We start from the raw sequence: 25,723 nt of genomic DNA on the forward strand, positions 1-25,723 counted from the left end.
AATTCACGATGCCTAAACCAACCTGCAAACTAGGACTGATTGGCTGTGGGAGCATTGCACAAGCCGTACACCTCAATATCTTGACTCGCTTATCCGGAGTTGAGCTGGTGGCTTTGGCTGAACCCGATCCTCAGCGTCAGGAAGCAGCCAAACGTCAGGCTCCTTCAGCGATCGCCTACACCGACTATCGCGATTTGCTTCAGCAGTCAGCTATTGATGGTGTGGTGATTTGTCTGCCCAGTGCCCTGCATGCCGAAGCCGCGATCGCTGCTCTAGATCAAGGCAAACATGTCTATCTGGAAAAGCCTATCGCCGTGAATACCCAAGAGGCCCAAGCGGTTATTGCGGCGTGGCAGCGGGCAGGCACGATCGGCATGATTGGCTTCAACTATCGCTTTAGTCCCCAGTACAGGGCAGCGAAGCAGGTCATCCAGTCGGGACAGCTGGGAAAACTGGTCAGTGCTCGATCAGTGTTTTCCTATCCAGTCGGAACTGCCCCAGTCTGGAAACAAAAGCGGGCCAGTGGCGGCGGCATTCTGCTCGATTTGGGTCTGCACGACATCGATTTGGCGCGATTTCTATTTGATGCTGAGGTACAGACCGTAGCGGCAGAAGTGCGATCGCACCACTATGAGGACGACACGGCAGCATTGCAGTTCCAGCTCAGCAACGGTCTTTTGTTTCAGCTGTTTACCTCTATGAGTACCATCGACGAAGCTCGCTGGGAGATCTATGGGCAGAACGGCAAACTGATTGCTGATCGCTATCGAGACACTCAAATTCAGATCATTTCCCCCCACCGCGCCAGTTCTCGTCGAGCCCAGTTAAGTATCAGTCTACAGTCGGCGCTGCGATCGCTGAACTGGCGCAAGATGATTGCGCCCACCTTAGAGCCTTCCTATGAGGGAGCCTTAGCTGAGTTTGTGGATGCAGTCTTATCGGGACGACCTGCCTATCCCAATTTCACTGATGGCCTCCGAGCCTTAGCGGTGATCGAAGCGGCTGAGCTCGCCGCCCAGTCTGGCTCCACGATTTCTCTCACAGAGGCAACTCAAGAGCGATCGTCCTCGAATGTTATTCCTGCCCTCTAATACCTTTCCGCTGGCACGCTGACCTACTCTAACTATGTCGAAACTGCTTTCAAGCCCTAATACCAAAAGCCGCGTAGTTGTGATCGGCCTGGATTCTGCAGATCCGGACCTGATACAGCTGTGGGCTAAAGAGGGGCGATTGCCCTTCATCCGTTCGCTGTTAGAGAAAGGCTCTTGGGCAAGATTGATGTCTACCCGAGGCATGTTTTCTGATTCACCCTGGCCCACTTTCAACACGGGCGTCCCCCCTTCTAAACATGGCTTTTACAACTTTCAAGCCATTCAACAGGGCACAACAGATATTGTGCGGGTTGGGGAGCACTGTAGCCGCTTCTTGCCCTTTTGGTGGCTGTTGCGCGACGCTGGCAAGCGGGTTGCTATCTTCGATGTCCCCAAGACGAAGCCCATTCCAGGCATTGACGGCATTCAGGTTGCGGGTTGGGGAGAAGAGTATCCCCTGATTGAGCAATCATCCTTACCGATCCCTCTGGTTGAAGAACTTACCGCTCGCTTTGGTCGATATCCCCGTCCTCAAGAGCTGTTTGATCCAAGCTATAAGCATGAAATTAAATCCCGCGATACGCTTCTGGCAAACGTCGAGCGCAAGCTCAAAGCGATTAAGTTTCTGCAAGAGCAAGACGACTGGGATTTGTTCGTCACGGTTTTTGCCGAAGCTCACTCAGTTGGGCACCATTTCTACCACCATCATGACGATCATCACTGGGCGCATGATCCCGAGAGAGCACCCGTCTTGGGACAGGCGCTACCCAGCACTTATATCGAATTAGATGCAGCACTGAAGGAACTTTTGGACGGGCGATTAGACGACACAACCGTCTTCTTAGTTTCGGTTCACGGTATTACGACCAACTACTCTGGCAGCTACCTGCTACAGGTTGTTATGGAGAAACTGGGCTATCAGGTACCGCCGGAAAGCGAAGATGATACCAATTCAAAGAGTGTTTCCGAGTGGGTGAAAGAGCGACTGATTCCGTCTTCGTTGCGTCAGTTCATCAATGACAAGTTTGTGCCGCAGTCTCACCACGATGCCATGTTCTCGCTTCAGTTCAACAGCGGCGTCGATTGGCAGCGGACACGGGCCTTTTTTCTGCCAACGGAACATTTTCAGGGGTTCGTGCGCATTAATCTGCAGGGTCGAGAGCCGGAAGGCATTGTGCCGGTCAGCGATTATGACGCCACCTGTCAGGAGATTTGTCACGAGTTAGAGCAGCTGGTTAATCCAGACACCGGAAACCGCGCTGTCAAACAAGCAGTGCCCATTACTAAGGTCTATCAGGGTAACAACCTGTATGACTTACCTGACATCGTCATTCAGTGGGCCGAAGACGGTTTGATTCACCATTTGAACCATCCCAAGTTCGGCACCGTGTCGGGATCCGAAGCCATCCGTAAAGCACAGCATTCGGAAGATGGTTTTGTGATTGCTGCGGGTCAGCATATCCGCCCTGGAGCTTCCGTTCTAGGAGCCAGCACGATGGATCTGGCCCCCACCATTCTCTATTTGCTAGAGCAGGCTGTTCCTGAAGACTTGGACGGTCGGGTTCTATCAGAGCTTATCAATGAACACATCTGTCAGGGCCGCCCCGTACAGCGGAGTAGCCAGTCCTTGGTTGTACCCTAAATTTGGACTAAGCCCATGAAGATACTGTTGGTGAACGACTATGCCACGCCAACTGGGGGAGCCGAACTATTAATGTTCGCCCTACGAGACGGGCTAAGACGGCGGGGTCACGATGCCCGTCTCTTTTCCACAAATGCTCAGGCTAAGATGGGCGATCGCCTCGCCGATTATGAGTGTTTGGGTACGACTTCTCGGTTTCGAACCCTATTGCAGAGCTGGAACCCCTGGGCCGCTCGCCGTCTACAGCACGTGTTGACAGACTTTCAACCTCAGATAGTGCACGTCAAGATTTTTTTGACTCAGCTATCCCCGTCAATCCTTCCCCTGCTACAAACCATTCCTAGCCTTTATTACGTTGCCTGGTATCGTCCGATCTGTCCGCTGGGCAACAAGATATTACCCAATGGCAGTCCCTGTGCAGAGCGCTACGGTGCCGCCTGCTACCGCAACGGCTGTGTGCCCCTTCATGACTGGCTGCCCCTAATGAAACAGATGCAGCAGTGGCGGCAATGGCAGCCCGTTTTTGATCGAATTGTCGCCAACAGTCATGCTGTGCAGCGTCAGCTCATTGCCGAAGGGATTCCGTCCAAAGCAGTTATTGAATGTGGTGTTCCCCGTCGATCGCCGCGTCCACCGCTGACCTCCTCACCCACCGTGGTGTTCGCGGGTCGCCTCGTGCGAGAAAAAGGCGTTGATATTTTGCTACAGGCTTTCCGTCAAGTCATAGAGCACTGTCCAGACGCCAAATTGCTCATTGCCGGGGATGGCCCTGAGCGAGATCATCTCCAAGCGCTAATAACCGAGTTGGGACTCTCTGAAGTTGTTTCTCTGTTGGGTCATCTCCCCCGAGACATTATGGAGATGCACTTTAACCAAGCCTGGGTACAGGCTGTCCCCTCCCGCTGGGCAGAACCTTTCGGCATGGTGGCCGCAGAGGCCATGATGAGAGGCACCGCTGTTGTGGCAAGTGCGTCTGGCGGGCTAGCCGATATTGTGCAGAATGGAAAAACGGGTGTTTTGGTACCGCCTGGTAATATAACCCATCTAGCATCGGCATTGCTCCTGTTACTGCAGGATCGTTCCCTATCAGAAACTTGGGGACAAGCAGGCAGGGCGATCGCTCTAACGCAGTTTGACGAGTCCGCTTTTGTTGATAAATTTGTGGACCAATATGAGGCCATATTAGGAGAGTCAGCCCGTGTAGAGAGGAAAGCCTATGTCTTCTGAACGTCATTCTTCCCCGCTAGTAATTTTAGGAATCGATGCTGGCGATCCGGTCCTGATTCAGCGCTGGGTGCAGGCAGGGTATTTGCCTAACCTAGCAGCACTCATGGAGCGGGGATGTTGGGGCACAATCACAGGACCAGAACTCGTCTTTGAAGATGGGGTTTGGGTCAATCTCTTCAGTGGCACTTCAGCCGGGCAACACGGCTATCATTACTTCCGGCAGCTACAAAAACCCGGCAGCTATGGCTTGAGTCCCGTTTGGGGGCCCGATTTTAATACCTCTGCGTTTTGGTCCGCTTTACAAGGCACAGGTCAACGAGTGGCCCTGATTGACATACCTGAAGTGCTGCCGATCTCCGGACTCAATGGGATTCAACTGGCCGATTGGGCTGTCCATCGTCCCTTAGTGCCACCATCAGCCCAGCCACAAACTTTGCTAGAGCAGGTTAAAGGCATCTTCGGCAAGCAAATCAACATTGATGAAGTCTTTGAGAGCGATCTGGCAACCGACCAAAAAATCTACCAGCGATTGCTTACCCGGATTCGGAAGAAAGGTGAGCTTTGTCGTCGCCTGTGGGCAGAGTCGACTTACGACTTGATGGTAGCGGTTTTTGCCGAATCCCATACAGGCGGACATCAGCTCTGGCAGTACCAAGCCGCTGCGGCCTCCGAAAGTGCGTCCCTCAGGAACGGACTGCGCCAGGTCTATCAGGCCCTCGATCAAGAAATCGGGCAGCTATTGACACAGCTACCAGAGACAGCAAATGTCTTTGTCGTATCGCCTTTGGGTCTTCAGGATCAGTATCCCACTGGGGGACTGATGGCCGATTTCCTGCTCAAGCTTGGCTATCGATCGCTACCAGAACCTGGCAGTGCGCCCCCCTCCCTCAGTCCGATGGCGATTCTGCGGCGACTGCTACCCGAATCCGTGCGGATTGCCCTAAGTCAGTTTCTCTCTAGGGAAACCCGTGAACGCTTATTGTCAGACCAGTTTCAAGGAGGAACGGACTGGTCAAAAACGACGGTATTTATGATTCCCTCGGAATTTACCAGCTACCTGCATGTGAATCTCAAGGGACGAGAGCCAATGGGCATTGTGGAACCAGGACAAGACTACGAAGCGTTACTCCAGCGTTTGGAAGCAGACTTGCGATCGCTGATTGATCCCATCAGTAGCGAGCCTGCCGTGCAAGCCGTCATCCGCCCTCGTGAACTATTTGGTGCCGATGCCCATCCCACGCTGCCTGACGTGGTTGTGAAATGGCGACCCGGCGACTATTTTATGGAGCAGGTCATCCATCCTCAAGTTGTATTGCAGCAGGAAAAACCTGAGTTCTTTAGGGGCAGCGATCATAACCAGAGTGGATTTGTCGTGGCAGCGGGACCCCGAATTCAGGCCCATGGAGATCTGGGGGAGATAGCCCTCCGTAACTTAGCACCAACCTTTTTGTCTCTGCTAGGACAGCCGGTTCCCAAAACCATGCCAGGGCGCATTCAGACTGAACTGCTGGCCGACCAACGACGGGAGGTAACGTCATCTTCACCACCTTCTACGTAGCAGACCCATAACTTGACCCGCACGCCAACTAAATCTCGATAGTTTTAATGGTTTTAGCCGATACCTCTATGGAACCTGTCCATCCGCCTTCGACGTCCCCAGCCCCGTTGACCTCTCCTAAGTCTGTCTTAGCCGTAATTTGGAGACGCTATGGTCAATTGATCTTACAGGTTGGCATTGGTCTGATGATCGCGGCTGCCCTTTGGCGACTGGGATTAGAGCTACCTCGGTTGATCTGGGGCGAAGATAGAGTTGACGCCGTTGACCTGATTTCTCGTCATCGGGAAGTCGAGTACTGGTTTTCTAGACAACCTGTCTATGGGGCCTTGCCCAATGGCGACTATCCCCCGGCTAGCCATGTCTTGCTCTGGCCTTTGCTCAGTTGGATGGATCGAGAAGCGGCTCGCTGGTTTTGGGCAGGGTCAACCCTGGCCGTATTGGCCTGGCTCTCTGGGTTGGGCATTCGAGAAAGTCGGGCTACAACGCTTTGGGAGAAGCTCTTTATTGCCCTCCTGCCTTTTGCGCTCTATCCAGCGAGTGCAGGCATTCGGGTCGGTCAATTAGCGACCCATGTCATCCCGCCGCTTGTCGCTGGATTACTGCTGATAGACCGTTCTCGCCGCTCCTGGTCGCAGGATATTCTCGGTGCTGCTTTTGTCATCTTTGCCTTGGTTAAACCAACTGTTTCAGCGCCCTTCTTCTGGCTCGTGTGTTTTATGCCGGGGCGGTGGCGTCCCGTTGTGCTGGTGAGCGGGGGATACGCGATCGCAGCACTGATAGCGACTGGCTATCAGGCCGGTAACTTACTGACGCTGCACGCCGATTGGTTAGCCCATGCCGGAGATCAACTGGGAACACGCGGTCATGCCAGTGTCCACACTTGGTTGGAGGCAGCTGGACTATCAGAGTGGATGCTTCCCGCTTCGCTCTTGCTAATGGGCGCAATGGGTCTTTGGACTTGGCTCTATCGTCGCGCAGATCCGTGGACCCTAATGAGCGTAGCGGCTCTGATATCCCGGTTTTGGACTGATCACCAAGTCTTTGATGATTTGCTGCTGTGGATCCCCGTCATTGCCCTGTTCCGGCTAGCTAAAACGTCTCCTAGTCAGCCACTTCGGTTGATTACGGCCATTCTCTTCGCGCTCAACTGGTTTGCTTTGATGGCTCCCGCTCGATTTTTGAACGGTGCACCACCTATATCAACCTTGGCAGTCGGTGGGCAGACCATTCTCTGGGTAGGATTGCTGGTCTTCTTTATGGTGCTTGCCCAGCAGGAATTGAACCCACCAGAGCTGACCCACCAGGAGAAAGCATGACGTCTTCTACAGCTAAAACAAACCGTCAGATTCTGGACGGCACCCTTTGGGTGTTTTTGGCGGAAGGCTTGATTTTACCAACGGGCTTGATCACCGCCGGTTTTCTGACGCGACGATTGGGACAGGAGGGCTACGGCTTATTTACACTAGCCTCTGTTTTAGTGGCATGGATTGAGTGGAGCATTACGTCCATCTTCAGTCGCACCACGATCAAATTTGTTGGTGAGGCGGAGGACTGGCGATCAATTGGGACACTGGTATTACGGCTGCATTTGGCATTGAGTGTGGGCATCACCCTCCTGGTTTGGTTACTGGCACCCGCGATCGCCGCTAGCTTTCATGAACCCGCTTTGGGCCAATATTTGCGATTGTTATCTCTGGATATTCCGGTTTTCAGTATGGCTAGCGCCCAGCGCAATATCTTAATTGGCCGAGGCAAGTTTCGAGAACGGGCCCTTGCTACAGCCGGACGTTGGACCCTGCGCTTGCTCCTCATTGTGCTTTTAGTGGGACTGGGATTTTCTGTTACAGGGGCAATTTTAGGGACTATTGGGGCCTCTGTAGTGGAACTCGTCATCGCGACCTGCTTTGCGCCAACTGCATGGTTCAAGAGAGTCGACTTTCCTATGCGATCGCTCTTTGGCTACGCCATCCCCCTGTTTTGCTTTGCCATGGCGATGCGACTTTATGACAAGCTAGACTTAATTATCCTGAAGCTGTTGGGCGGTTCCGCTGAAGAGTCAGGTCTTTATGGTGCTGCTCAAAATCTAGCGTTTATCCCGACCATTCTCAGTATTTCCTTCTCTCCCCTGTTGCTGTCTAGTCTCAGTCGTCTATTAGCTGCTGGGGAATTGGTGCAGGCTAAAGAACTTGCTCGTCATGCTTTGCGGCTTGTGATTGGACTATTGCCAATAGGCGCCATCACAATTGCGACGGCACCCGCGATCGTGAAGCTGATCTATGGGGACGCTTTTTTACCGACTGCTCCGATCTTATCTGTGCTGATCTTTAGTTCTTTAGGACTGATGATGATATCGATTGGCACAACCATTCTGACTGCTGCTGATCGGCCCAAAACCCCTTTTTTAATTGCAGCTCCACTGTTGCCCCTTGCCATATGTTGCCACTGGTGGGCTATTCCAAGATTGAATACGCTAGGCGCAGCTTGGGTTACCGCCCTTGTAGCCCAGGTGGGTGCCGGCGCTATGGTGATAGCCATCTACAGACTTTGGCATATTTGGCCTCCCATATCCACTTTTCTACGGAGCCTGCTTGTGTGCGGAGCCATTTATGCCGTAGCGATGCACTGGTCGGCTTCAGGATTCTGGTTGCTGCCACAGCTCATACTACTGGCCCTCTTGGTTCCTATCGGCTTCCTGTCCCTAGGCGAATTTAGTCGCCGCGAGGTTGCCTTGATGGGATCTCTCCTACTAGGCTTTTTACCGACTACCGTCAAAGGCAAGAAACTGTAGATCTCAGATTTTGCAGTTGAGCTAATGCTGACGGCAAGATGTCAGTAGATGCCATCACCGCTTTCCAAAAAGCAGGGTTAAAGAATAGCTTCACGCTATCCTACCAGGGTTGCTATCCGTGTATCCGAGAGCAGTTCTGGTTTTAGACCTGCTGCCGCGATCGCCTGCTGACAGCGACCTCGATTAGGGTCTCCCGCATAGGCGATTCGACCAAGACGATGAATGACTGCAATCAATTCGGCTAGGGGGAGCCAGGGCAAAATAACGGTGTCTCCAGGTTTGGAGAGCAACAACAGCAGTTTCTCTACTGTCGCTAATGATGTTTCGTCCTCAGGTAGAATAACGACGCTATCGGCCTGCTCCACTAGCCAATCATGCGCCCAGTCTTCAGGCGTAATCGCGATCGCCAGCTTGGCTTGAGGCACTGCCTGAACAAAGCTAGAAGAAGCCGTATCCCCGTAGAATAGTCGATGTTGACTGGCTAATCGATACCAGCCAGGACTGATGGTCACATCAGAGAGAGACTGATGCGTCATCGGTGAATCAATCTTCTCTACAGACTTTGGAATAACCGTGATGATTTCTGGTTTCTTATGGGTTGGTTCGTCCAATTCGGCGACTGAAGCTGAAGCATCTAAAGATTTTTTAGCCGCCTTACTTTGTTTGATGGCTGACTTGACTGCTTGATGGGTAATCCTCTCACCGGCTTCTGCGGCATCTAGGACTTGAGTTCTCAGTTCTTCGGAAACTGAAGGCGCTGCCAGCTGATAAAGCACTGAGGTCGCGATATCAACTTTTGCAAGTTTTGCAAACCTGTCCCCGAACGTTTCATAGACATTGATGAAGTTGTATGCCGTTCGCTGACTCCAGCCAAATTCTGTCTTCAACCACGTCAAAAACTGCCCGTGCTTGAGGCGCGATCGCACATCCGCCAAGCGCTGACCAATCTCCCATACATCTTGAGCAGAACGGCGTAATCGCTTTCGAATTTCGCCGGTATGTTGCTGAATAACGAGTCGATGATCTGGTTGGAGGCTGCCATAGTCAAAAAGAGCCAATGACTGAATCTGCCGATTTGTATTGCCCATGTCTACATGAAATACCTGGATTTCAGCCGCATAAAACACTCACGAAATAGGCTAATTTATGCCTAATGAATGTTTTATGTTTTCAACAAGTCTATTCTTTATCGAAAATTTAGCTTCTGTAAAGTAAAAACTTTACTTGAGTAAATTCTAGCAAATGACTTCAGCAAGAACATGGGTAAAGCCACTTACGAATTAGGTCGCTCGTCTTGTTTAAAGAGAATCCATCTCATCAAGATCCATGGTGATTCCGCAGAAATAAAATAGGTTTATGCTAAATTCATAAATCATGGCATCCTAACCGGCAAAATCTTTCAGTTTAATAGCGATAGCTTGTTTATAGATCAGCACCTGATTTTGAGTAGTTTCACTACCAACAATCGTTCAGGACATGGTCGCCTATTGCAATTCATTTTCAAAAGAATTGCTTTATGAAGCGGCCATAAAGATTGTTTGAAAGGACTGTTTTTCTTCAAAAAATTGCTCTTTCAAAGTTGTGCTTAATCATCATCAATCGCAAAACGTTTGACAACATTTCATTAAGTGGAAAGTTGATAGACGAGTCAAGTCCAGACCTATCATCCTCATGAAACAGAGGGTTGCGTTGATGCGGCCTTACCCAAGGCTCAACGTCTCAAGTTGCCTATTTGTCAAGAATTGTTTTCAATAGCGACCATTCGATGTTATGAGGTTCCGGATTTCGTCATCGACGCCACCAAAGTCGAAAATTAATTGTCCGAAAGGATACTCAATAAGATTGGAAGAAGCCTGTACTCTCAACTGAAACCCAAAGTTGTCTGGGTAGCACGATTTGTTGCCACATGAGGAAAGCTTTATGCCGACTACCGAGACTCTTCAGCAAATGTATGGTGAAGTTGCCGACAATCCAATTTTGTTGGACAAATCGGTCACGGAACCCGCTTTAGAAGGGCTAAGTATTGCATACGCCAGCTTCTTAGCGCTTTACCTGCAATATCAAAAGCACCACTTTGTAGTCGAAGGAACTGAATACTACATGCTTCATAATTACTTCGAGGAAAGCTACGAAGAGGTGCAGGAGCATGCCCATGAGATTGGCGAAAGACTACATGGATTAGGCGGCGTTCCAGCTTTGACATTCAGCAGCTTGGCCAAGCTTTGTTGTTTTCAACAGGAGTCTGACGATACTTTTCGCTGCCGCTCAATGATTGAGCACGACCTCGGCGCTGAGCAGTCAGTCATCGAACTCCTGCGGCGGCAGGCCAGTCAAGCCGAAAGCTTAGGCGATCGCGCCACTCGCTACCTCTATGAAAGAATCTTGCTGAAGACTGAAGAACGCGCCTATCACCTAGAGCATTTCTTGACCCGCGATAGTTTGAAGCTCAATTGATCAACATGGGTGTGACTGTAGGCAGCGGACTCGGCGATCGCAAGCGCATTAAGGTGCACGCTATACCGAAAGACTGTTGCCTCAGATAACTGCCTTGTGTTGCCAGCAACGCTCTAGGCGCTGTATCAAGATTGTTTTAGGAGCCGTTAGAAATTGAACAGCACTCCATAGATGAATGGCATCCGTTACATTGCGAACCTGCACTCGTAACGGATGACCAAATTTGCATTCACAGATGACTGAAAACTTCTGCAGGTGAAAATAAACATCCCAGCGGGTTGTGGTGTCAAGATCCAGCTCAATGCTTAAGCCATTGCCTGAAGATAAATAGTCAGCCTCTGAAGGTTCCATACCCTTTCGCCCATGAAATTAGAACTATGACCGTCGCCGTTTAGCTAGGGACAACCAAGACAGTGCGTACTCGTGCCCCATGAGGGATTGATTTTGCTATCTACCCCTTATGCCATGGCCTCCTGCTAAACGGCTCAAGAATAGAACTTGGTTTTATAACCAATGATTCTCAATTGGGGCGTCCACTGTCTTTTAGAGGCAGAGAATAGCCCTTGGCAGGAATTAGCCCGCAGCTCCTTGAGAAATCGTCTGTTTTCAATAGCCTGTCGATACCAATAGAGAAAATTATTTGTTGATTATTGATGCTATTAAGATACCCAAGTCTGCTAGCCGATGCAACAAATTCTCAATAGTATGTTGATAAAGATAAAGGACCCCTGCAAGAACTCCAACCCAATAGATGAGATAAGTTCTTATCTATTGGGCCAGATTGACACCCATCGAAATATCAAATTGGGCCTGAGTTGTTCTAGGCGACTGCGCGTCCTTCCGCAATTCCGAACGTTAGATAGTGAAGCAACGGCTCAATGCCAGCGCTAGCTACGTCAGGGTTGGCTGCCAGATAGCTGTCGGGGTCAAAGCTAGCGCTAACAGCTCGACCTTCAGACGATCCAAATTGGATGTAGTGTTCTAGTGGGTTCAAACCAGCCGCAGCCACATCGGGATGGCTGCTGAGGTAAAAATCAGAGTCAAAAACGGCATTGGGGTCCCGTCCTTCTCGCCCACCAAACTGAACATAGTGACCCAGCGGATTTATTCCGGCTTGAGCAACGTCTGGGTTTCTGAGCAAATAGTCAGAGGTATCGAAGTAACCGCTTGGATCACGGCCCTCAGCGGCTCCCGATTGCACATAATGAACCAGAGCATTTTCAAGCCCACCACTAGCCACTGCATCAGCAATGTCAGGGTAAGTAGATAGATAGAATAGCGTGTCGAAGAGAATTCTGGGAGAGCGTCCTTCCCTAGCTCCAGAATTGACGAAGTGAGTGAGTGGGTCAAGGCCACTAGCCGCAACATCCGGGTAAATGGATAGGTAAAAGCCCGCGTCCAAACCGCCAATCTGGTTCAGCGCTGCGTTAGTAGAGGAGGGTTGTGGGGCTGATGGGGGTGGGCTGATGGGCACCTCGCTGCGATCATCAAAGATGGTTACGGTGGCAGAACCATTGGTCACCGTCGTCCCGGCTGAAACAGGGGTCACCGTCCACGTCACTGTTTGAGGACTGTCGTCCAAAGAATCATTGAAAATCGGCAAATTAATCGAGGCATTAGGCTCAGTGATGATGAGGTTAAAGGCAGAAAAGTCCAGTGCTGGCGAAACGTCGATGATGCCTGTATCTAAGCCGCCTTGCAGCCCGCTGAAGCTAAGGTTAAAAAGATTCCACTGGTTAATGGCTTGGGGAAAGCTGCCCTCTAAACGAACAACACTGCCGCCGGCAGGAATGGGGCCATCGACTGTGAAGTTAAAGCTGTAAAGGGTGCCTTCATTTTCAACAACCGTATCGGTATTAGTACTAAAGTTAACGGTCTCGAAATGCCCCTCATAGCTTTGCTGTAGCTGAGGTGAGAAGATAAGCTGAGCTTCTGGGTTGCCGATGTGAGCTTCCAGAGTCCAGTTCCGCTCTGTGCCTACTCGACCGACGCGATCGCTCGACGCTGCAATGTTTGCTCCCGTAAACTGATGTAGCTGACGCAGGAACAGATAGCCCGTCGTCCCCTTGGCAACCTGACACCCATACAGCAGAATCTCCTGCTCATGGAGAAAGCTTGCCCAAGCCTGTAAGTGTTCTGCGTATTGAGCAAAGGTATCCAGGTTAAGCTGCGTGTTACCCAGCTGTAGATAGCCTGGCGCACCATGGGATACGATGTGCAGACTGGAAATGGTTGGGTATTTGTGCAAGGCTGCGGTAATCTGCTCAACCCCATCTCGCCCCTTATCTAATAGAAGAATTTGAGCGTTGCCTGAAACGTCTTCAATGAGCGCAGAGATGTCATTAACTCCAGCATCAACAACCACCAGAGTTGATGAGAGATAAGCGGTTGGAACAGAACTATTGTTTTGTGACGAAGAGAGGAAAGACATGCTTTTTAAGGAGATACTGTTTATTCGTCTCATCTCTGCTCCTTACAAAGTTCAGAGAGCAATATCCTATCGGAAAGAGATGAGAGCTTTGGCTCATTTTACTTGACATTAAATCTCAATAACTCTATTTTCAACAATGCATCTGTGTTTCTTGCTCCTCTCTTGAAGCTGCCTTTTGGTAGTTCAAGATTTCCGTAAGGCTATTGGCATGTCTATTGTTCAAGTGTTTAGAGCAGGCGGCATCGTGATGATACCGCTGCTGTTATTTTCGATTACCGCGATCGCGCTCTCCATCGAACGTATTTTCTTTTGGTCTCGTATAAGTCGTCGTCAGCGGGCAGCGATTGATTCTTTTTTGCAAACCTACAGCGCTGACCGTTCTGTCGCTCGAACGCAGCTTGAGCAGCACGCTAGCCTTCCCATTGCTCGTATTTTTCTGGAGGCCCTTGAGCTAGAAGGTGAGCCTCCGAGCCAATTTCGCTTAGCTCTGCAAGGAGCGGCCCAGGCAGAGTTGCCTTTCCTTAAGCGATTTGGAACAGTGTTTCAGACTATTGTTGCTGTATCCCCTTTGCTAGGGCTGTTGGGAACTATTCTAGGACTCATTCGATCCTTTGCCACTATCCGACTGGGAGAAGTCGGCGCAAACGCCACTGCTGTTACCGGTGGGATTAGCGAAGCTCTGGTGTCAACCGCTGCAGGCATGGTGGTTGCCATCTTTACGCTAGTGGTTGCCAACCTGTTTCGGGGACTCTACAAGCGACAAGTTGCCATGATTGAGGAATACGGTAGCCAACTTGAGATTCTCTATGGGCGTTACTATTTCGCAATGAGAGGAACTCAGCAGCCCGCGGAGGAAACCTATGCTCGTTAAAGATAACGATACGGATGACGATCTGGAAGTCAATATCCTGCCGCTGATTGACGTCATTTTTGCAATTCTGGCTTTCTTCATCCTGTCGTCGCTTTACCTGACCCAATCTGAAGGACTGCCCGTCAATCTGCCGGATGCGGATAGCGCCCAACCCCAGGACCAAACCGACTTCACCGTCACCATGCAGCCCGATGGTGCCATTTTTCTGGAGCAACAGCCTGTAGCGTTAGAGAATCTACGGGCCACCATTGAGGAATCTTTGTCTCCTGAGCAAACGGCTATCATCACTATCAAAGCGGATGAAGAGGTTTATCACGGCGAAGTTGTTGCTGTCATGGATGAGCTGCGGACTTTGGAGGGAGCGAAGTTGGGGATTGCCACTGAGCCCAGCCAACCTTGACTTTATTCAGTGGCGTTATCTAGGTTCTCCGCCGAGCCATTGGCACCCTCTATGATAAGAAGGAGCGATCGCTGACATTAAACAGTCGCAACATCATGACAATCCATCGTAGAAAAACTCGGCGACAATTTCTCACAGCAAGCCTTTCCACGTCATTAGGCATTATTGGATGTTCGACCCTTCAGCAACAGCAGGGGACGACGTCTGAATCATCGAGCAATTTGCTTGTTCCTGAGACATCTTTGTCCGATGCTGCATCGCTAAATCTGTCATCAACACCATCCGCGACATCCGCCATACCAACGCGCATATTAGGACGAACTGGCGTAGAGCTGCCTGTTTTGGGATTGGGAGGGGCTGGGAAGACACCGCTATCAGATCCGAATCGAGAGCAGGCAGCTTTAGAACAGATTCAACACGCATTGACTTTGGGGATTCGCTACTTCGATACGGCAGCGAGTTATGGCCCCAGTGAGTCTTATTTGGGCAAAGTGTTGCCCCCCTATCGGAGCGACGTTTTTTTAGCTAGCAAGACAGCCGCTCTTGACTATGACGGTGCTTGGCGTGAATTAGAGCGATCGCTAGATAGACTCCAGACCGATTATCTCGATCTTTGGCAGTTTCACCATGTCTCCTTTGACTCCGAACTCGACACGTTACTGGGAAACAACGGTGCCATCCAAGCATTAGAAGAAGCGCAAGAGCAAGGATTGGTTCGCTTTAGTGGCATCACAGGTCACCATGAACCTCAGGTTATTGCCACAGGTCTTCAGCGCTATCCATTCGATCACGCTCTGATTCCGGTGAATGCCGCAGATATCCATCATCCTCGATCTTTTATTCCAGGCGTGTTGCCCTTTGCTCACGAACAGAACATTGGCATCACCGCAATGAAGGTACCCGCTTATGGGCGCTTGTTCAAGCCAGGAGTACTCGATGGCATGCACCAAGCGCTAGGGTATACGCTCTCGCAGCCGGGCGTTCACTGTGCGGTCATTGCAGCCGAGACACTGGAACAATTGGAAGACAACGTGCGAGTCGCCACAGAATTTCAGACTTTAGATGGGCCTAGCTTAGCCGAGATTGAGCAGCGGACCGTCGCTGTTTGGCAAGACAACACCTTCTTCCGAGCCTGGACTTGATGAGGACCTGCTGCGGAGAGGCAATGGATGGAACGATGAATCGTCGTCACCATTGAGCCAAACCGTATTAAGCCAAACACTTGATTCAGACCATTGAGATTACCGGTAAAACGTCCCTGTAGCAATACCTGGACACTTGCGAGACGCTTCCGAGACGTTAGCTCCACTAAGGTTTATTCATCCTTAACGGTGCGTATTGACTCAACGGCAAACTTAGGCCGTAGGAGCGCTTAAAGAAATGGTTTCTCAGTTCGAAAAACAAAATCCAGAACCTAAAGCAAACGTCACAGACAATTCTCTTCCATTAATCCAGATCGCCACAGCAATGCACGAATCGCCTGCTGTTGATGTCCTCTTATTAGCCTTTAGCGCAGATCCGATTGCCCGCTGGACGTGGCCTGATCCACAGCAGTACGTGGCCCATTTCCCTAGCTTCGTCGAGGCCGTTGGGGGGAAAGCATTTGTTAATGGCAGTGCCTATTACATTGACGGTTATGCGGGTGCTGCCTTGTGGCTTCCCCCAGGCATTTATCCTAACGACGATGAACTGATTGATTTCTTGCAAAACACAGTGTCCAAGCCGCTCCAAAAAGACATCTTCACCGTGTTTGAAACGCTGGAAAGATATCACCCAGATGAGCCGCATTGGTATCTACCACTCTTGGGAGTCGATCCCTACCAACGGAACAAAGGATATGGATCAGCATTAATGCACCATACGCTGGCCCAGTGCGATCGCGATCAAGTGTCCGCCTACCTAGAATCTTCGAGTGTCAAGAGTATCCCCTTTTATGAACGGCATGGATTTGAGGTACTCGGCACACTTCAGGTAGAGACATCACCGCCATTCTTTCCCATGCTCCGCCGACCCAGGTAAAGCGTGCCGAGAAAATATATAGCTGTAGCCATCTAGGAATGAATGAATTTTAAGTTCTCAGTTTTGAGTTTTGAATGATTGAGTCATCGGCGAATCCAAAGTTCAAAGTTGATACTTAAATACGTTCCCGTTCCCTAGGCTTGTGCATTCTCAATAGCATCTGGGTGCTTAGCATAGGCCAGATGGCTCGCCGTCTTGTCCTAACGGAACTGGCGACGGCTATAGCGTTAGCCATTTAGGCTTGGTGCGTCCAATAGCCTCTAAACCTAGCGCATTGTCAGAGGGTTCTCGTCCTGTCCTAACGGAACTCCAACGCCCTTATCTTCCAATTCCTTTATTCTTCACTTTTCCAAATATTGGAGTCAATCATGATTCTCTCCCCGCTCATGTCTACCTCTACACTCCTGGCCTCGACAGGTGGGGCTGAGGGGGAGGCTGCTGCAAAGATACTGGCTGTGGCGGTGACGCTGGCAACCGTCGCGATTTTTGTTTCAGCTCAAATCTTGGGCGAAATCGCGGTTCGGATTGGCCTGCCAGCGGTGCTAGGTGAACTGATTGCTGGATTCATTATCGGCGTTTCAGGCGTTCATCTAGTCATGCTGGGTAATGGCGGGCAGGTGGCGGATTGGGCAGTGATGGTCGTTCAGCTCATTTCCGGCGGTGATAGCGCTACCATCCGCGACATTTTTGCTGGCCCGGTGAGAATTTTAATCGACGATTATGCCCAAATCGGCGTGGGGGTGCTGTTATTCAAAATTGGCCTGGAGGCCGATTTGAAGGAACTCATTAAGGTGGGACCGCAGGCGGCATCGGTAGCGGTGGCAGGCGTGGTTCTTCCCTTCGTTGCTGGGTTTTGGGGCTTAACTTTGCTTTTTCAACTGGGGACAATTCCGGCAATCTTTGGCGGGGCTGCTTTGACGGCTACTAGCATTGGGATTACCTCACGCATCATGCAGGATATGGGGGTTTTGAATACGAAAGAAGGGCAGATTATTTTGGGGGCTGCGGTTCTGGATGACATTTTGGGAATCGCGATTCTGGCTGTGGCGGTAGGGATTGCCGAGTATGGCACCGTCGAGATTGCCAACGTTTTGGGCATCATCGTCAGCGCCACCCTGTTTGTTTTAGGCGCGATCGCCCTCAACCAGGTCTTTGGCCCGCGCTACATCAACTTCCTCGACAAACTCAATAATCCCTACAGCATCCTTGTCGGAGCAATTGTGTTTTTATTCTTGATGGCGACCGTGGCTCAGACCATTGGCTTGGAGGCCATTCTGGGCTGTTTTGCCGCTGGGATTGTTCTCGGTGACACCAAAGCAACTCACGCTCTGGAACAAGCCTGTGAGCCTTTAGTCGCCCTATTCGCGACTATCTTCTTTGTCTCCATCGGGGCCAAGACCGATCTCAGCGTGCTGAACTTGGCTAATCCTGAGAGTCGGGATGGCTTGGTCATTGCGCTGTTTCTAACCGTGGTGGCGATCGCAGGCAAACTAGCCGCGGGCTATTTCGTGTTCACCCGAGACAGAGTTGATCGCTTAGCTATAGGGACTGGCATGATTCCTCGGGGTGAAGTAGGGCTAGTATTTGCTGGCCTGGGAGCTGCTACCGGTGCCCTATCAGGATCGGTGAATGTGGCGATTGTCCTGATGGTGATTGCAACCACTTTTGTCGCACCTCCCCTGTTGCGATGGGTCTTTACAAACCAGCATAAGCAACTGGAGATCGCTCCCTAGTCCAGCGTTAGCCATCTAGGCTAATGCACCCAATAGCATCCGGGTACTGAGTGCATAGCCAGATGGCTTGCCGTCTCGTTGATGGAACTGGCGACAGCGATGGTCGCCTTACAGCTTTGGGGTTTAGGGAATGAGAAAGAGATGGACACCTTGGAGACGCCCTAGAGACGCCTATTTCACTACAGTGAAGTCATCAAAAAGCAATGACGTATAGCTTTCATCAGTTAGTTGTTGGAGCCTTGGAGCTTTTCTAAACATCCAAGTCAATAACGTTAGAAAGCGTTACCCATAGAAGGAAATTGTGTCCAGCATTGATTCGGAGGAAATCATGCTTTTGGCAAACATCAAAGTTGAACAATTTATGATCGCAAGTGTTTTAGTATTTGCTATTACAGACTTGTCGCCGCATCCATCATTTTCTAAGATATTCAATGCAGAAACGCTCTCAAAAATGGAAAATATTGTCACGAAATAAATTTATTAGCTCTTTTCTGAAAGTCAAAGTAGGCCAGTGTTCTTTTCAACTTTACCCATATTAGAGGCGGCATCATGAAAATCGAATCTCCTAATGCCAAACCCTTATCTTCTCAAGAAATAGCCCATCTTGAAATACTCAGAGCTGTCGTTAAAAAGGCTCTGGAAGATGGTCAATTCTCCATCTATGAAGTTGAGCAGATTCAGTCGCTCATTTGGGAAGACGGGAAAGTCACTTATGAAGAGCTACGCACGGTGAATGAAACTATTATCAGCGTGATGGGGGATAATCCTCCTGCACTGGAATGGCGCAGCTATCGTTAAATGCTGATGAATTAAAGATTTTAGGAGTCTTTTTCTGCACTTTTCAAAAGATACAAGCATGAAGATTTGAGACGTTTCAGAAACGCTTTGGAGACGCCGAATTCCTAGCATTAGATCAACCCTTCTTACTCAATGGCTCCTTTAGACGCAAGGAGAATTTACGATGAAAGCAATCGCAGAACAGGGACACATTCTAACGGCTGAACCGAAATCTCTGCGTCGAGCAACCGTTTGCCAGCTGATCGTGTCGGGTAAACGTGTTAAGAGCGCGGATCCTAGACAGACAACAAGCTCCCAGAAGAACACTGTCTTTAGCGGACACATTAAGCCAGTTCGACTGGCGATCGCTGGCCTCTTAATACTCGCTATGGCTGATTTACTCCCCCACCCAGCACTCTCTCCGGGCTTTATTTCAACTTCGTTCTCTGCGGTCAAGCAAGCCTTACAGGAAAACATTCGTTAGATTTCTGGCTTCACTGCACAGTTGAACAATGATAATCTCGCCATCTTTCCATTCCTTCAGATTTTTCCAATACTTGACCCATCATGCTCTTCAGAAGTACTGACCCAAAACCAACGCAACGGTTGTTGCTGACCGCGGCCTTATGCCTGATACCTGGGATGATGGTTGCCTCACCAGGCCACTCAGCCGAAACGATTTATTTTGACTATGGTCTTTTGGGGCGATCGCTCTCCACCTCGTCCCTAGAAGCCTTTGTCGCAGATGGCACTATCGATGATGAACTGACCCCCTACCTGAATGACTTATCCCCAGAAAGCAAAGAAGACATTCAAACGCTCTTGAGCACGCCTTTATCGTCTCTGAGTTCAGGGGTACCCGAGGACATGAGTGATCCTGTTGTCCTGTCCCAGTGGCTATACTCGCCTATAGGTGATCTTGTTTTGTTGACAACTGGACAGTTGATCCAAACGCAGGGGCGTCAGAATGGTCAGCATGCCTTGCGTTCAGCCGTCGTTTTGGCCGCAGCGGACCCAGAGGGGCTTTCGCTCATCAACCTCATACGTTTCTATCCCACTGGCGGTGTCCGGTTAAATCTACCGAAAATCTTGACGCTGGCTGAGGCCATCAACACCAACATTGAGACAACGGATTGGCTAGTAGATGCGGCCATTCAAGGCTCTGAAGCAGCAGCGGCGAGTGCCCCGGCCTTAGACTACAGCGCTCTGCCAATGTTGGCCGAAACTGGCTCGTTTGCAGTGCAGGAGCGGTCGCTGCTTTTACACGATGAGGAACGCAATCGGACCTATCCAACAGATCTTTACTGGCCGAACGACCTTGATGCGATCGCAGGTCCTATCCCCGTCCTAATTTTCTCTCATGGCTATGGTGATACACGCACCCACCCTGAAATAGTCGCTGCCGCTCGTAGCCTAGCTGCGAATGGATTTTTAGTAGCTGTTCCAGAACATATTGGCAGCAACAAAGCTTACCAGGATGAGCTGGCTAGGGGGCTAACCCAGGAATCGTTTGATGCGATGGAATTTATCAATCGCCCTTTGGATATTCGGTTTCTGCTCGACACCCTGGAGCAACGAAATGATCCTGACTTTCAAGGACGTCTCCAATTAAATCGCGTTGGTCTCATTGGTCACTCATTTGGAGGATATACAGCCCTGGCAACAGCTGGAGCCACCGTTGATGTCAATCGTCTACGGCAACAGTGCGATCCAGAAACAGATTTCGCCCCTGACACCGTCAATATTGCCCTCTTAATCCAGTGTCGATTGTTGGAGCTAGAAGCGTCCCCCGAAGCAATGCGCCAATTAACCGACGGCAGCCTAGCCGATGAAAGAGTCGGCATGGTGATGACCTTTGCTCCCTTAAGTAATCTGTTTGGGGAACAGGGGATGGGGCAAATTCAAGTACCCACAGTCATCATAGGAGGCGCTTACGATATTGCTACGCCGATTGTTCTAGAACAGTTGACGGCCTTCCAGTGGCTCACGACCTCCGAAAAGTATTTCTATTTAGTTGAAAACCTTTCCCACACCACAGCCCTAACTCGGGCAGTTCTGGATTTGGTGTATCCCCGAGGGGATGTGCTTGAAGGCTTTAACGAAACGGAACAATGGTTGTTTAACCTGACGGTGACGCTTGCGATCGCCCACGGGCATCTCCATTTACTAGAGAATGAAGCGTATCGTCCTTATTTGACATCGGCTTACGTTGAAACGGTCAGCGTCGAGCCGACGAGGCTTCATTTGCTGAGATCCTTTTCGCAGTTATCGGACCTGTAGCAAGCAAGTCGTTTGTCAGAACAGTCCTCAGAAAGCAATACGGTAGGCCATTACGCCCTTTCATTAGCGTGATGACACATCAATCGCTAAGATCTGATGCATGATTAGACCTGCATCCCTGTCAACGCATTGGTACGATGGCAGGGCCAGCTTATCGAAATGCGATCCTCCAGACAGCTTTGTATCAACCTATTAGGCCATTTTCAGTTAATTTTTGAAGAACAATCTGTCGCAGGGTTGCAAACAGAGCGCTATCAGTCGATGGTGGCCTACCTGATCCTCAATGCTCAAACGCCCCAGCCTCGCTCTCGTATGGCAACCGTGTTTTGGCCCAATGTTTCAGAGGCTCAGGCCAAGGCCAGTCTGAGACGAGAGTTGTTTCGATTACGACAAGTCTTACCTGAAGCCGATCGCATCCTACAGATCACCTCAACAACGCTCCAGTGGCAGCCGCAACTAACGGTTTGGTTGGACGTGGCTGAATTTGAAAGCACCCTCCAAGCCGCGCAGCAAACCGAGAATCCTCAAACCCAAGTCGTTACGTTGAAGCAGGCGATCGCGCTCTATCAAGGAGATTTGCTCCCGACCTGTTATGGCGATTGGATTCTCCCCGAAAGGGAACGGCTGTTTCAGCTTTTCATTCAGGCGCTCAGCGATCTGTGCCACCTAGCCGTTTATCTAAGTGACGTGCACAGTGGTATGGATTATGGTCAACAGCTGATTCAGCACGAGCCGTTAAGTGAAGTCGGCTATTTAACGTTGATGAAGGTCTACGCTCTACAGGGCGATCGCCCCGCTGCTTTACAGGTTTATCACCAGTGTATGACCCTACTGCGGGAGGAACTGGGTATTGACCCCAGCGCTGAAACCCGTCAGTTTTATGAGCATCTGCTGGCCGACGAGATCACCGTCTCGCCGCCAGCACCTAACAGACCAGAGCCTCCAGAATCTACAGCCGCTCCTGATTCAGTTGAACCGAAAGCAACTCCGTCGAGCACGAACCAAATTGACTGGGGCGGAGCACCCGATATTCAGTTTTTCTATGGTCGCTTGGAGGAAGCAACACAGTTACAGCGTTGGATTCAGCAAGACCACTGTCGTTTGGTAGCCATACTGGGTATTGGAGGCATTGGCAAAACCTTTCTAGCAGCAAAGGTTACCTATGACCTACAAACAGACTTTAACTTCATCGTTTGGCGATCGCTGCGAAATGCACCCCCATTAGACGACCTGCTGGAAGATTTGATCCCCTTCATATCCAGCCAGGAAGAGATGAGTTACTCCATAACTCGCCTGATTCATTGGCTACGTCAGTCGCGATGCTTGATCATCTTGGACAATGTAGAGACCCTCTTCAAAGGCGGCGAGAAAGCAGGCCAATACCGTGACGGTTATGAGAATTACGGTGAATTATTTTCAGTGACAGGACAGGCCAATCATTCAAGCTGTTTGATACTCACCAGTCGCGAAAAACCTCCTGAAGTGGCTACCTTTGTCGATACCAATCCCGCTGTCCGGTCGCTACAACTCGACGGTTCGCCAGAAGTGGCCTTAGCCCTAGTCGACAGCAAGCAATTAGTGGGCACTCAAGCGGAGAAAGAACAACTCTGTGAACGGTGTGACCATAGCCCCCTCTCTTTGCAAATTGTGAGCAGTTCCATTCAGGATATTTTTGCCGGAGATATTGCGCTTTTTTTAGAAGAAGACGTCGTCCTGTTTAACGAGGCAAAGCGCCTGTTGGAGCTGCAATTCAAACGCCTCAGTGCCCTTGAAAAAACAGTCATGACTTGGCTAGCAATCAATCGCGACTGGACGAGTCTAGCGGAACTTAAGACTGATATTTATCCTGTTTGTGCTACAGCGCGTCTGCTGGAAGCTCTGGAGTCATTATGTTGGCGATCGCTCATCCAGCGTCGGGGAAATACCTATACCCAACAATCGGTCATCATGGAATATGTGATCGAGAGTCTGATTGACCAAGTTAGTAACGAGCTATCTAATTCTGCCTGTTTTGCAGCTCAACCTAACAGCGCTCTGGCAGTCGTAGCCTTTCCTTTGCTCAAAACAACCGTCAAAGACTTTATTCGCGAAGGCCAAGAAAGGCTGATTTTAGCACCCATAGCCGAGCAGCTAAAACAGTCGCTTGTAGCTCCGGAGACCGCAATTCATCATCATCTTAAAACGCTTCAATCCAATCAGGATACATTCACAGGCTATAGTGCTGGCAACCTCATTAACCTCATCTGGGCACTCAATATCAACTTCACAGGGTTGGATCTATCTGGACTGACCATCTATCAAGCTTATCTACAACATGTCAGTCTGCATCAGGTGAACTTCAATCGTGCAACCTTTAGAGACGTCGTCTTCAATCAGCCCTTTGATCCAGTCTGTAGTATGGCTTTCAGCCGAGATGGCTCGCTTTTAGCCACAGGCGATGGCGGGGGACGCATTGTCATCTGGCGAATAACTGACCAAAAACCAATTCTGACATTCAAAGGATCAACCAGTTGGGTTGTAGACCTGGATTTTAGTTATGACGGTCGGCAATTGGTGAGTGAAGGAAGCAATGTCCTCAATGTTTGGGACGTTACTTCAGGTCAGCTGCTCAAAACGCTGGAAGGTCACACCAGTCTTGTGTGGACAGTGGCTGCAAGCCCTACAGAAAATGTGGTGGTAAGTGGCAGCGTTGATACCCATCTCATCCTCTGGGATTTAGATACAGGTGAACCCATACATCGATTAGTCGGCCACACTCAACAAATCAATGCAGCAGTCTTCAACCCCGACGGGACACAGATTGTGAGTGCCAGCGTGGATAAAACCCTGCGGTTTTGGAATGTCCGAACCGGGGAAACGGTCAAAAATTGGCCCTGTGACGCTGAGCCGCAATGCATCAGTTTTAGTCCCGATGGATACCATCTGGCCGTTGGTCAGTATGATGGCACGATGAGTCTTTGGAATCTCCAAACTGAGCAAATAGAATGGACGCTACCAGCTCATCAATCTCAGATTTCATCACTTGCATTTAGCCCCTGTGGGAATTATCTTGCCAGCGGCGGTGTTGATGCCGTCACGAAACTCTGGAATCCTAAAACGGGTCAACTCCTGCGCGTCACTACGGTCTATATCAATTCGATTTGGCGTCTTGCGTTCAGCCCCAATGGTCAATATCTCGTCGTCAGCAGCAATGACCCCACTATTCGATTGTGGGAAATGCCCAAAAAGCGACTCTATAAAACCTTACAAGGGTGTTCTAGCTGGGTCACTGCAATCCGGTTTCATCCCGATGAGCCGGTCTTATTAAGTGGGAGTGGGGACTGCAAAGTTCGGCTTTGGAACGCTGCAACTGGTGAGCTGATCGAAACATTAGCCGGACAACGCGACTGGATTTTGAATGTGGCTGTTAGCCCCTGCGGACAAACCATCGCAAGTGGCAGCAACGATGGCACGATTTATGTTTGGGACATGTCAACAGGACAACTTTGCCATAAGCTGCTTGGACATGATGCCCCCGTCTGGTCAGTGGAATTTAGCCCAGAGGGCCAGCAATTGGTCAGTAGCAGCTTCGATCAAACCATTCGACTCTGGGATGTAACCACTGGACAAGCCAAAAAAGTAATTCAAGCCCACAAGGGTTGGGTTTTCGACACTCAATTTAGTCCTGATGGAAAACAGTTTGCCAGCACGGGAATGGATGGTCTTATCAAACTATGGAATGCGGAAACGGCTGCGTTAATTCGCGCTTGGCAAAGCCAGCAAAGCTCAACTTGGGGACTCACGTTTAGTGCCGATAGTCGTTGCCTCGCTACGGGTGGAGAGGATAAAGCCGTCAAGCTGTGGAGTGCCGAAACCAGTGAGCTTTTACGGACCTTCGAGGGACATACTGCTGGTGTTTGGGTAATCGAATCAAGTCCTAACGGATCCCTGTTAGCCAGTGGCAGTGACGACCAAACGATCAAGCTTTGGGACATTAACACGGGTCAGCTGTTACAAACGTTTGACTTGCATCAAGGTCGGATTAACGCTTTGGCATTTACGCCTGATAGTCAAACACTAGCGAGCGGCAGCAGTGACGAAACTATTCGACTTTGGAATGTGTCTTCGGGTGACTGCCTTATGACATTGAGAGCGCCAAGACCTTATGAAGCCATGACTATTACTGATGTTCAGGGGTTGACTGAGGCTCAAATAGAATCGCTGAAAGCTTTAGGGGCGATCGCAGATTAACAGCCCTGTCAGGCAATAGAGAAAAATCCAGAGAGATGGCTGGATAGGCAATGTTTGGCTAGCGCGATCGCTAGGGATACATTCAGCGGTCATCAGCGAAGCGTCTGATTACAATCTCCCTTCGCAAGGATCTTTCCATAGAGGTCATTTTGCCAAATTAGAATCGCGACTGGGCTGAAACGGCGAGCAAATAACCTGTATATTATGAGACTGATTCCTATT

General features: G+C 50.2%; 19 protein-coding genes. 16 read left to right on the plus strand and 3 right to left on the minus strand.

Going from position 1 to position 25,723, the window contains the following annotated elements:
* Positions 1 to 8 precede the first annotated feature (8 nt).
* Genes PN498_RS25335 through PN498_RS25360 form a run of 6 tightly spaced genes read left to right on the plus strand, consistent with a single transcriptional unit; the run spans position 9 to position 8,306 of the window.
* Positions 9 to 1,091, plus strand: a complete 1,083-nt coding sequence (locus tag PN498_RS25335) for a Gfo/Idh/MocA family protein (protein ID WP_272066243.1) — start codon at positions 9 to 11, stop codon at positions 1,089 to 1,091.
* 34 nt (positions 1,092 to 1,125) lie between these two features.
* Entirely contained in the window at positions 1,126 to 2,733 is a 1,608-nt protein-coding gene (locus PN498_RS25340; protein ID WP_272066244.1) for an alkaline phosphatase family protein, read from the plus strand.
* A 15-nt stretch (positions 2,734 to 2,748) separates the two neighbouring features.
* Positions 2,749 to 3,960, plus strand: a complete 1,212-nt coding sequence (locus PN498_RS25345; RefSeq protein WP_272066245.1) for a glycosyltransferase family 4 protein — start codon at positions 2,749 to 2,751, stop codon at positions 3,958 to 3,960.
* Entirely contained in the window at positions 3,950 to 5,518 is a 1,569-nt protein-coding gene (locus PN498_RS25350) for an alkaline phosphatase family protein (protein ID WP_272066246.1), read from the plus strand. Before PN498_RS25345 ends, PN498_RS25350 begins: the two co-directional genes overlap by 11 nt.
* A 47-nt stretch (positions 5,519 to 5,565) precedes the next feature.
* Positions 5,566 to 6,834, plus strand: coding sequence for a glycosyltransferase 87 family protein (locus PN498_RS25355; protein ID WP_272066247.1), 1,269 nt, complete (start codon positions 5,566 to 5,568; stop codon positions 6,832 to 6,834).
* Entirely contained in the window at positions 6,831 to 8,306 is a 1,476-nt protein-coding gene (locus PN498_RS25360; RefSeq protein WP_272066248.1) for a lipopolysaccharide biosynthesis protein, read from the plus strand. The genes PN498_RS25355 and PN498_RS25360 overlap by 4 nt, the downstream gene beginning before the upstream one ends.
* A 95-nt stretch (positions 8,307 to 8,401) precedes the next feature.
* On the opposite strand, the gene PN498_RS25365 is transcribed toward PN498_RS25360, so the two are convergent.
* Positions 8,402 to 9,394, minus strand: coding sequence for a DUF3102 domain-containing protein (locus PN498_RS25365; protein ID WP_272066249.1), 993 nt, complete (start codon positions 9,392 to 9,394; stop codon positions 8,402 to 8,404).
* An 832-nt stretch (positions 9,395 to 10,226) separates the two neighbouring features.
* On the opposite strand from PN498_RS25365, the gene PN498_RS25370 reads away from it, so the two are divergent.
* Positions 10,227 to 10,760 (plus strand): Dps family protein, encoded by a 534-nt coding sequence (locus PN498_RS25370; RefSeq protein ID WP_272066250.1) that lies wholly within the window; start codon positions 10,227 to 10,229, stop codon positions 10,758 to 10,760.
* Positions 10,761 to 10,841: 81 nt separating this feature from the next.
* Here the strand turns inward: PN498_RS25370 and PN498_RS25375 are convergent, their stop codons facing one another.
* Both PN498_RS25375 and PN498_RS25380 read right to left on the minus strand, forming a co-directional pair.
* Entirely contained in the window at positions 10,842 to 11,111 is a 270-nt protein-coding gene (locus PN498_RS25375) for an Asr1405/Asl0597 family protein (RefSeq protein ID WP_272066251.1), read from the minus strand.
* Between the two features lie 469 nt (positions 11,112 to 11,580).
* Positions 11,581 to 13,191: a DUF4347 domain-containing protein gene (locus tag PN498_RS25380; RefSeq protein WP_272066252.1), complete on the minus strand. Its 1,611-nt coding sequence runs from the start codon at positions 13,189 to 13,191 to the stop codon at positions 11,581 to 11,583.
* Between the two features lie 208 nt (positions 13,192 to 13,399).
* Between PN498_RS25380 and PN498_RS25385 the strand changes: the two genes are divergently transcribed.
* From PN498_RS25385 to PN498_RS25425, 9 genes are all read left to right on the plus strand, one after another.
* Complete coding sequence (locus PN498_RS25385; RefSeq protein WP_272066253.1) at positions 13,400 to 14,062, plus strand: MotA/TolQ/ExbB proton channel family protein; 663 nt, start codon at positions 13,400 to 13,402, stop codon at positions 14,060 to 14,062.
* Positions 14,052 to 14,462 carry an ExbD/TolR family protein gene (locus PN498_RS25390; protein ID WP_272066254.1) on the plus strand — a complete coding sequence of 137 codons (411 nt, stop codon included), beginning with the start codon at positions 14,052 to 14,054 and terminating at the stop codon, positions 14,460 to 14,462. The genes PN498_RS25385 and PN498_RS25390 overlap by 11 nt, the downstream gene beginning before the upstream one ends.
* 95 nt (positions 14,463 to 14,557) lie before the next feature.
* Complete coding sequence (locus PN498_RS25395; RefSeq protein WP_334312291.1) at positions 14,558 to 15,604, plus strand: aldo/keto reductase; 1,047 nt, start codon at positions 14,558 to 14,560, stop codon at positions 15,602 to 15,604.
* Positions 15,605 to 15,842: 238 nt separating this feature from the next.
* Positions 15,843 to 16,481 carry a GNAT family N-acetyltransferase gene (locus PN498_RS25400; protein WP_272066255.1) on the plus strand — a complete coding sequence of 213 codons (639 nt, stop codon included), beginning with the start codon at positions 15,843 to 15,845 and terminating at the stop codon, positions 16,479 to 16,481.
* Positions 16,482 to 16,867: 386 nt separating this feature from the next.
* Positions 16,868 to 18,214 (plus strand): cation:proton antiporter, encoded by a 1,347-nt coding sequence (locus PN498_RS25405; RefSeq protein WP_272066256.1) that lies wholly within the window; start codon positions 16,868 to 16,870, stop codon positions 18,212 to 18,214.
* A gap of 549 nt (positions 18,215 to 18,763) precedes the next feature.
* Positions 18,764 to 19,012, plus strand: a complete 249-nt coding sequence (locus PN498_RS25410; protein WP_272066257.1) for a hypothetical protein — start codon at positions 18,764 to 18,766, stop codon at positions 19,010 to 19,012.
* Positions 19,013 to 19,175: 163 nt separating this feature from the next.
* Positions 19,176 to 19,475, plus strand: a complete 300-nt coding sequence (locus PN498_RS25415) for a hypothetical protein (protein ID WP_272066258.1) — start codon at positions 19,176 to 19,178, stop codon at positions 19,473 to 19,475.
* A 158-nt stretch (positions 19,476 to 19,633) separates the two neighbouring features.
* Positions 19,634 to 21,271, plus strand: coding sequence for an alpha/beta hydrolase (locus PN498_RS25420; RefSeq protein WP_272066259.1), 1,638 nt, complete (start codon positions 19,634 to 19,636; stop codon positions 21,269 to 21,271).
* Between the two features lie 159 nt (positions 21,272 to 21,430).
* Complete coding sequence (locus tag PN498_RS25425; protein WP_272066260.1) at positions 21,431 to 25,501, plus strand: BTAD domain-containing putative transcriptional regulator; 4,071 nt, start codon at positions 21,431 to 21,433, stop codon at positions 25,499 to 25,501.
* Positions 25,502 to 25,723: the final 222 nt, after the last annotated feature.

The sequence above is a fragment of the Oscillatoria sp. CS-180 genome (genome assembly GCF_028330965.1).
GTDB lineage: Bacteria > Cyanobacteriota > Cyanobacteriia > Phormidesmidales > Phormidesmidaceae > Halomicronema.

Excerpts from the sequence above, each read along its gene's own strand:
- PN498_RS25335 (WP_272066243.1), top strand. The coding sequence starts at position 9 with ATGCCTAAACCAACCTGCAAACTAGGACTGATTGGCTGTGGGAGCATT.
- PN498_RS25340 (WP_272066244.1), top strand. The coding sequence starts at position 1,126 with ATGTCGAAACTGCTTTCAAGCCCTAATACCAAAAGCCGCGTAGTTGTG.
- PN498_RS25345 (WP_272066245.1), top strand. The coding sequence starts at position 2,749 with ATGAAGATACTGTTGGTGAACGACTATGCCACGCCAACTGGGGGAGCC.
- PN498_RS25350 (WP_272066246.1), top strand. The coding sequence starts at position 3,950 with ATGTCTTCTGAACGTCATTCTTCCCCGCTAGTAATTTTAGGAATCGAT.
- PN498_RS25355 (WP_272066247.1), top strand. The coding sequence starts at position 5,566 with ATGGTTTTAGCCGATACCTCTATGGAACCTGTCCATCCGCCTTCGACG.
- PN498_RS25360 (WP_272066248.1), top strand. The coding sequence starts at position 6,831 with ATGACGTCTTCTACAGCTAAAACAAACCGTCAGATTCTGGACGGCACC.
- PN498_RS25365 (WP_272066249.1), bottom strand. The coding sequence starts at position 9,394 with ATGGGCAATACAAATCGGCAGATTCAGTCATTGGCTCTTTTTGACTAT.
- PN498_RS25370 (WP_272066250.1), top strand. The coding sequence starts at position 10,227 with ATGCCGACTACCGAGACTCTTCAGCAAATGTATGGTGAAGTTGCCGAC.
- PN498_RS25375 (WP_272066251.1), bottom strand. The coding sequence starts at position 11,111 with ATGGAACCTTCAGAGGCTGACTATTTATCTTCAGGCAATGGCTTAAGC.
- PN498_RS25380 (WP_272066252.1), bottom strand. The coding sequence starts at position 13,191 with ATGTCTTTCCTCTCTTCGTCACAAAACAATAGTTCTGTTCCAACCGCT.
- PN498_RS25385 (WP_272066253.1), top strand. The coding sequence starts at position 13,400 with ATGTCTATTGTTCAAGTGTTTAGAGCAGGCGGCATCGTGATGATACCG.
- PN498_RS25390 (WP_272066254.1), top strand. The coding sequence starts at position 14,052 with ATGCTCGTTAAAGATAACGATACGGATGACGATCTGGAAGTCAATATC.
- PN498_RS25395 (WP_334312291.1), top strand. The coding sequence starts at position 14,558 with ATGACAATCCATCGTAGAAAAACTCGGCGACAATTTCTCACAGCAAGC.
- PN498_RS25400 (WP_272066255.1), top strand. The coding sequence starts at position 15,843 with ATGGTTTCTCAGTTCGAAAAACAAAATCCAGAACCTAAAGCAAACGTC.
- PN498_RS25405 (WP_272066256.1), top strand. The coding sequence starts at position 16,868 with ATGTCTACCTCTACACTCCTGGCCTCGACAGGTGGGGCTGAGGGGGAG.
- PN498_RS25410 (WP_272066257.1), top strand. The coding sequence starts at position 18,764 with ATGAAAATCGAATCTCCTAATGCCAAACCCTTATCTTCTCAAGAAATA.
- PN498_RS25415 (WP_272066258.1), top strand. The coding sequence starts at position 19,176 with ATGAAAGCAATCGCAGAACAGGGACACATTCTAACGGCTGAACCGAAA.
- PN498_RS25420 (WP_272066259.1), top strand. The coding sequence starts at position 19,634 with ATGATGGTTGCCTCACCAGGCCACTCAGCCGAAACGATTTATTTTGAC.
- PN498_RS25425 (WP_272066260.1), top strand. The coding sequence starts at position 21,431 with ATGCGATCCTCCAGACAGCTTTGTATCAACCTATTAGGCCATTTTCAG.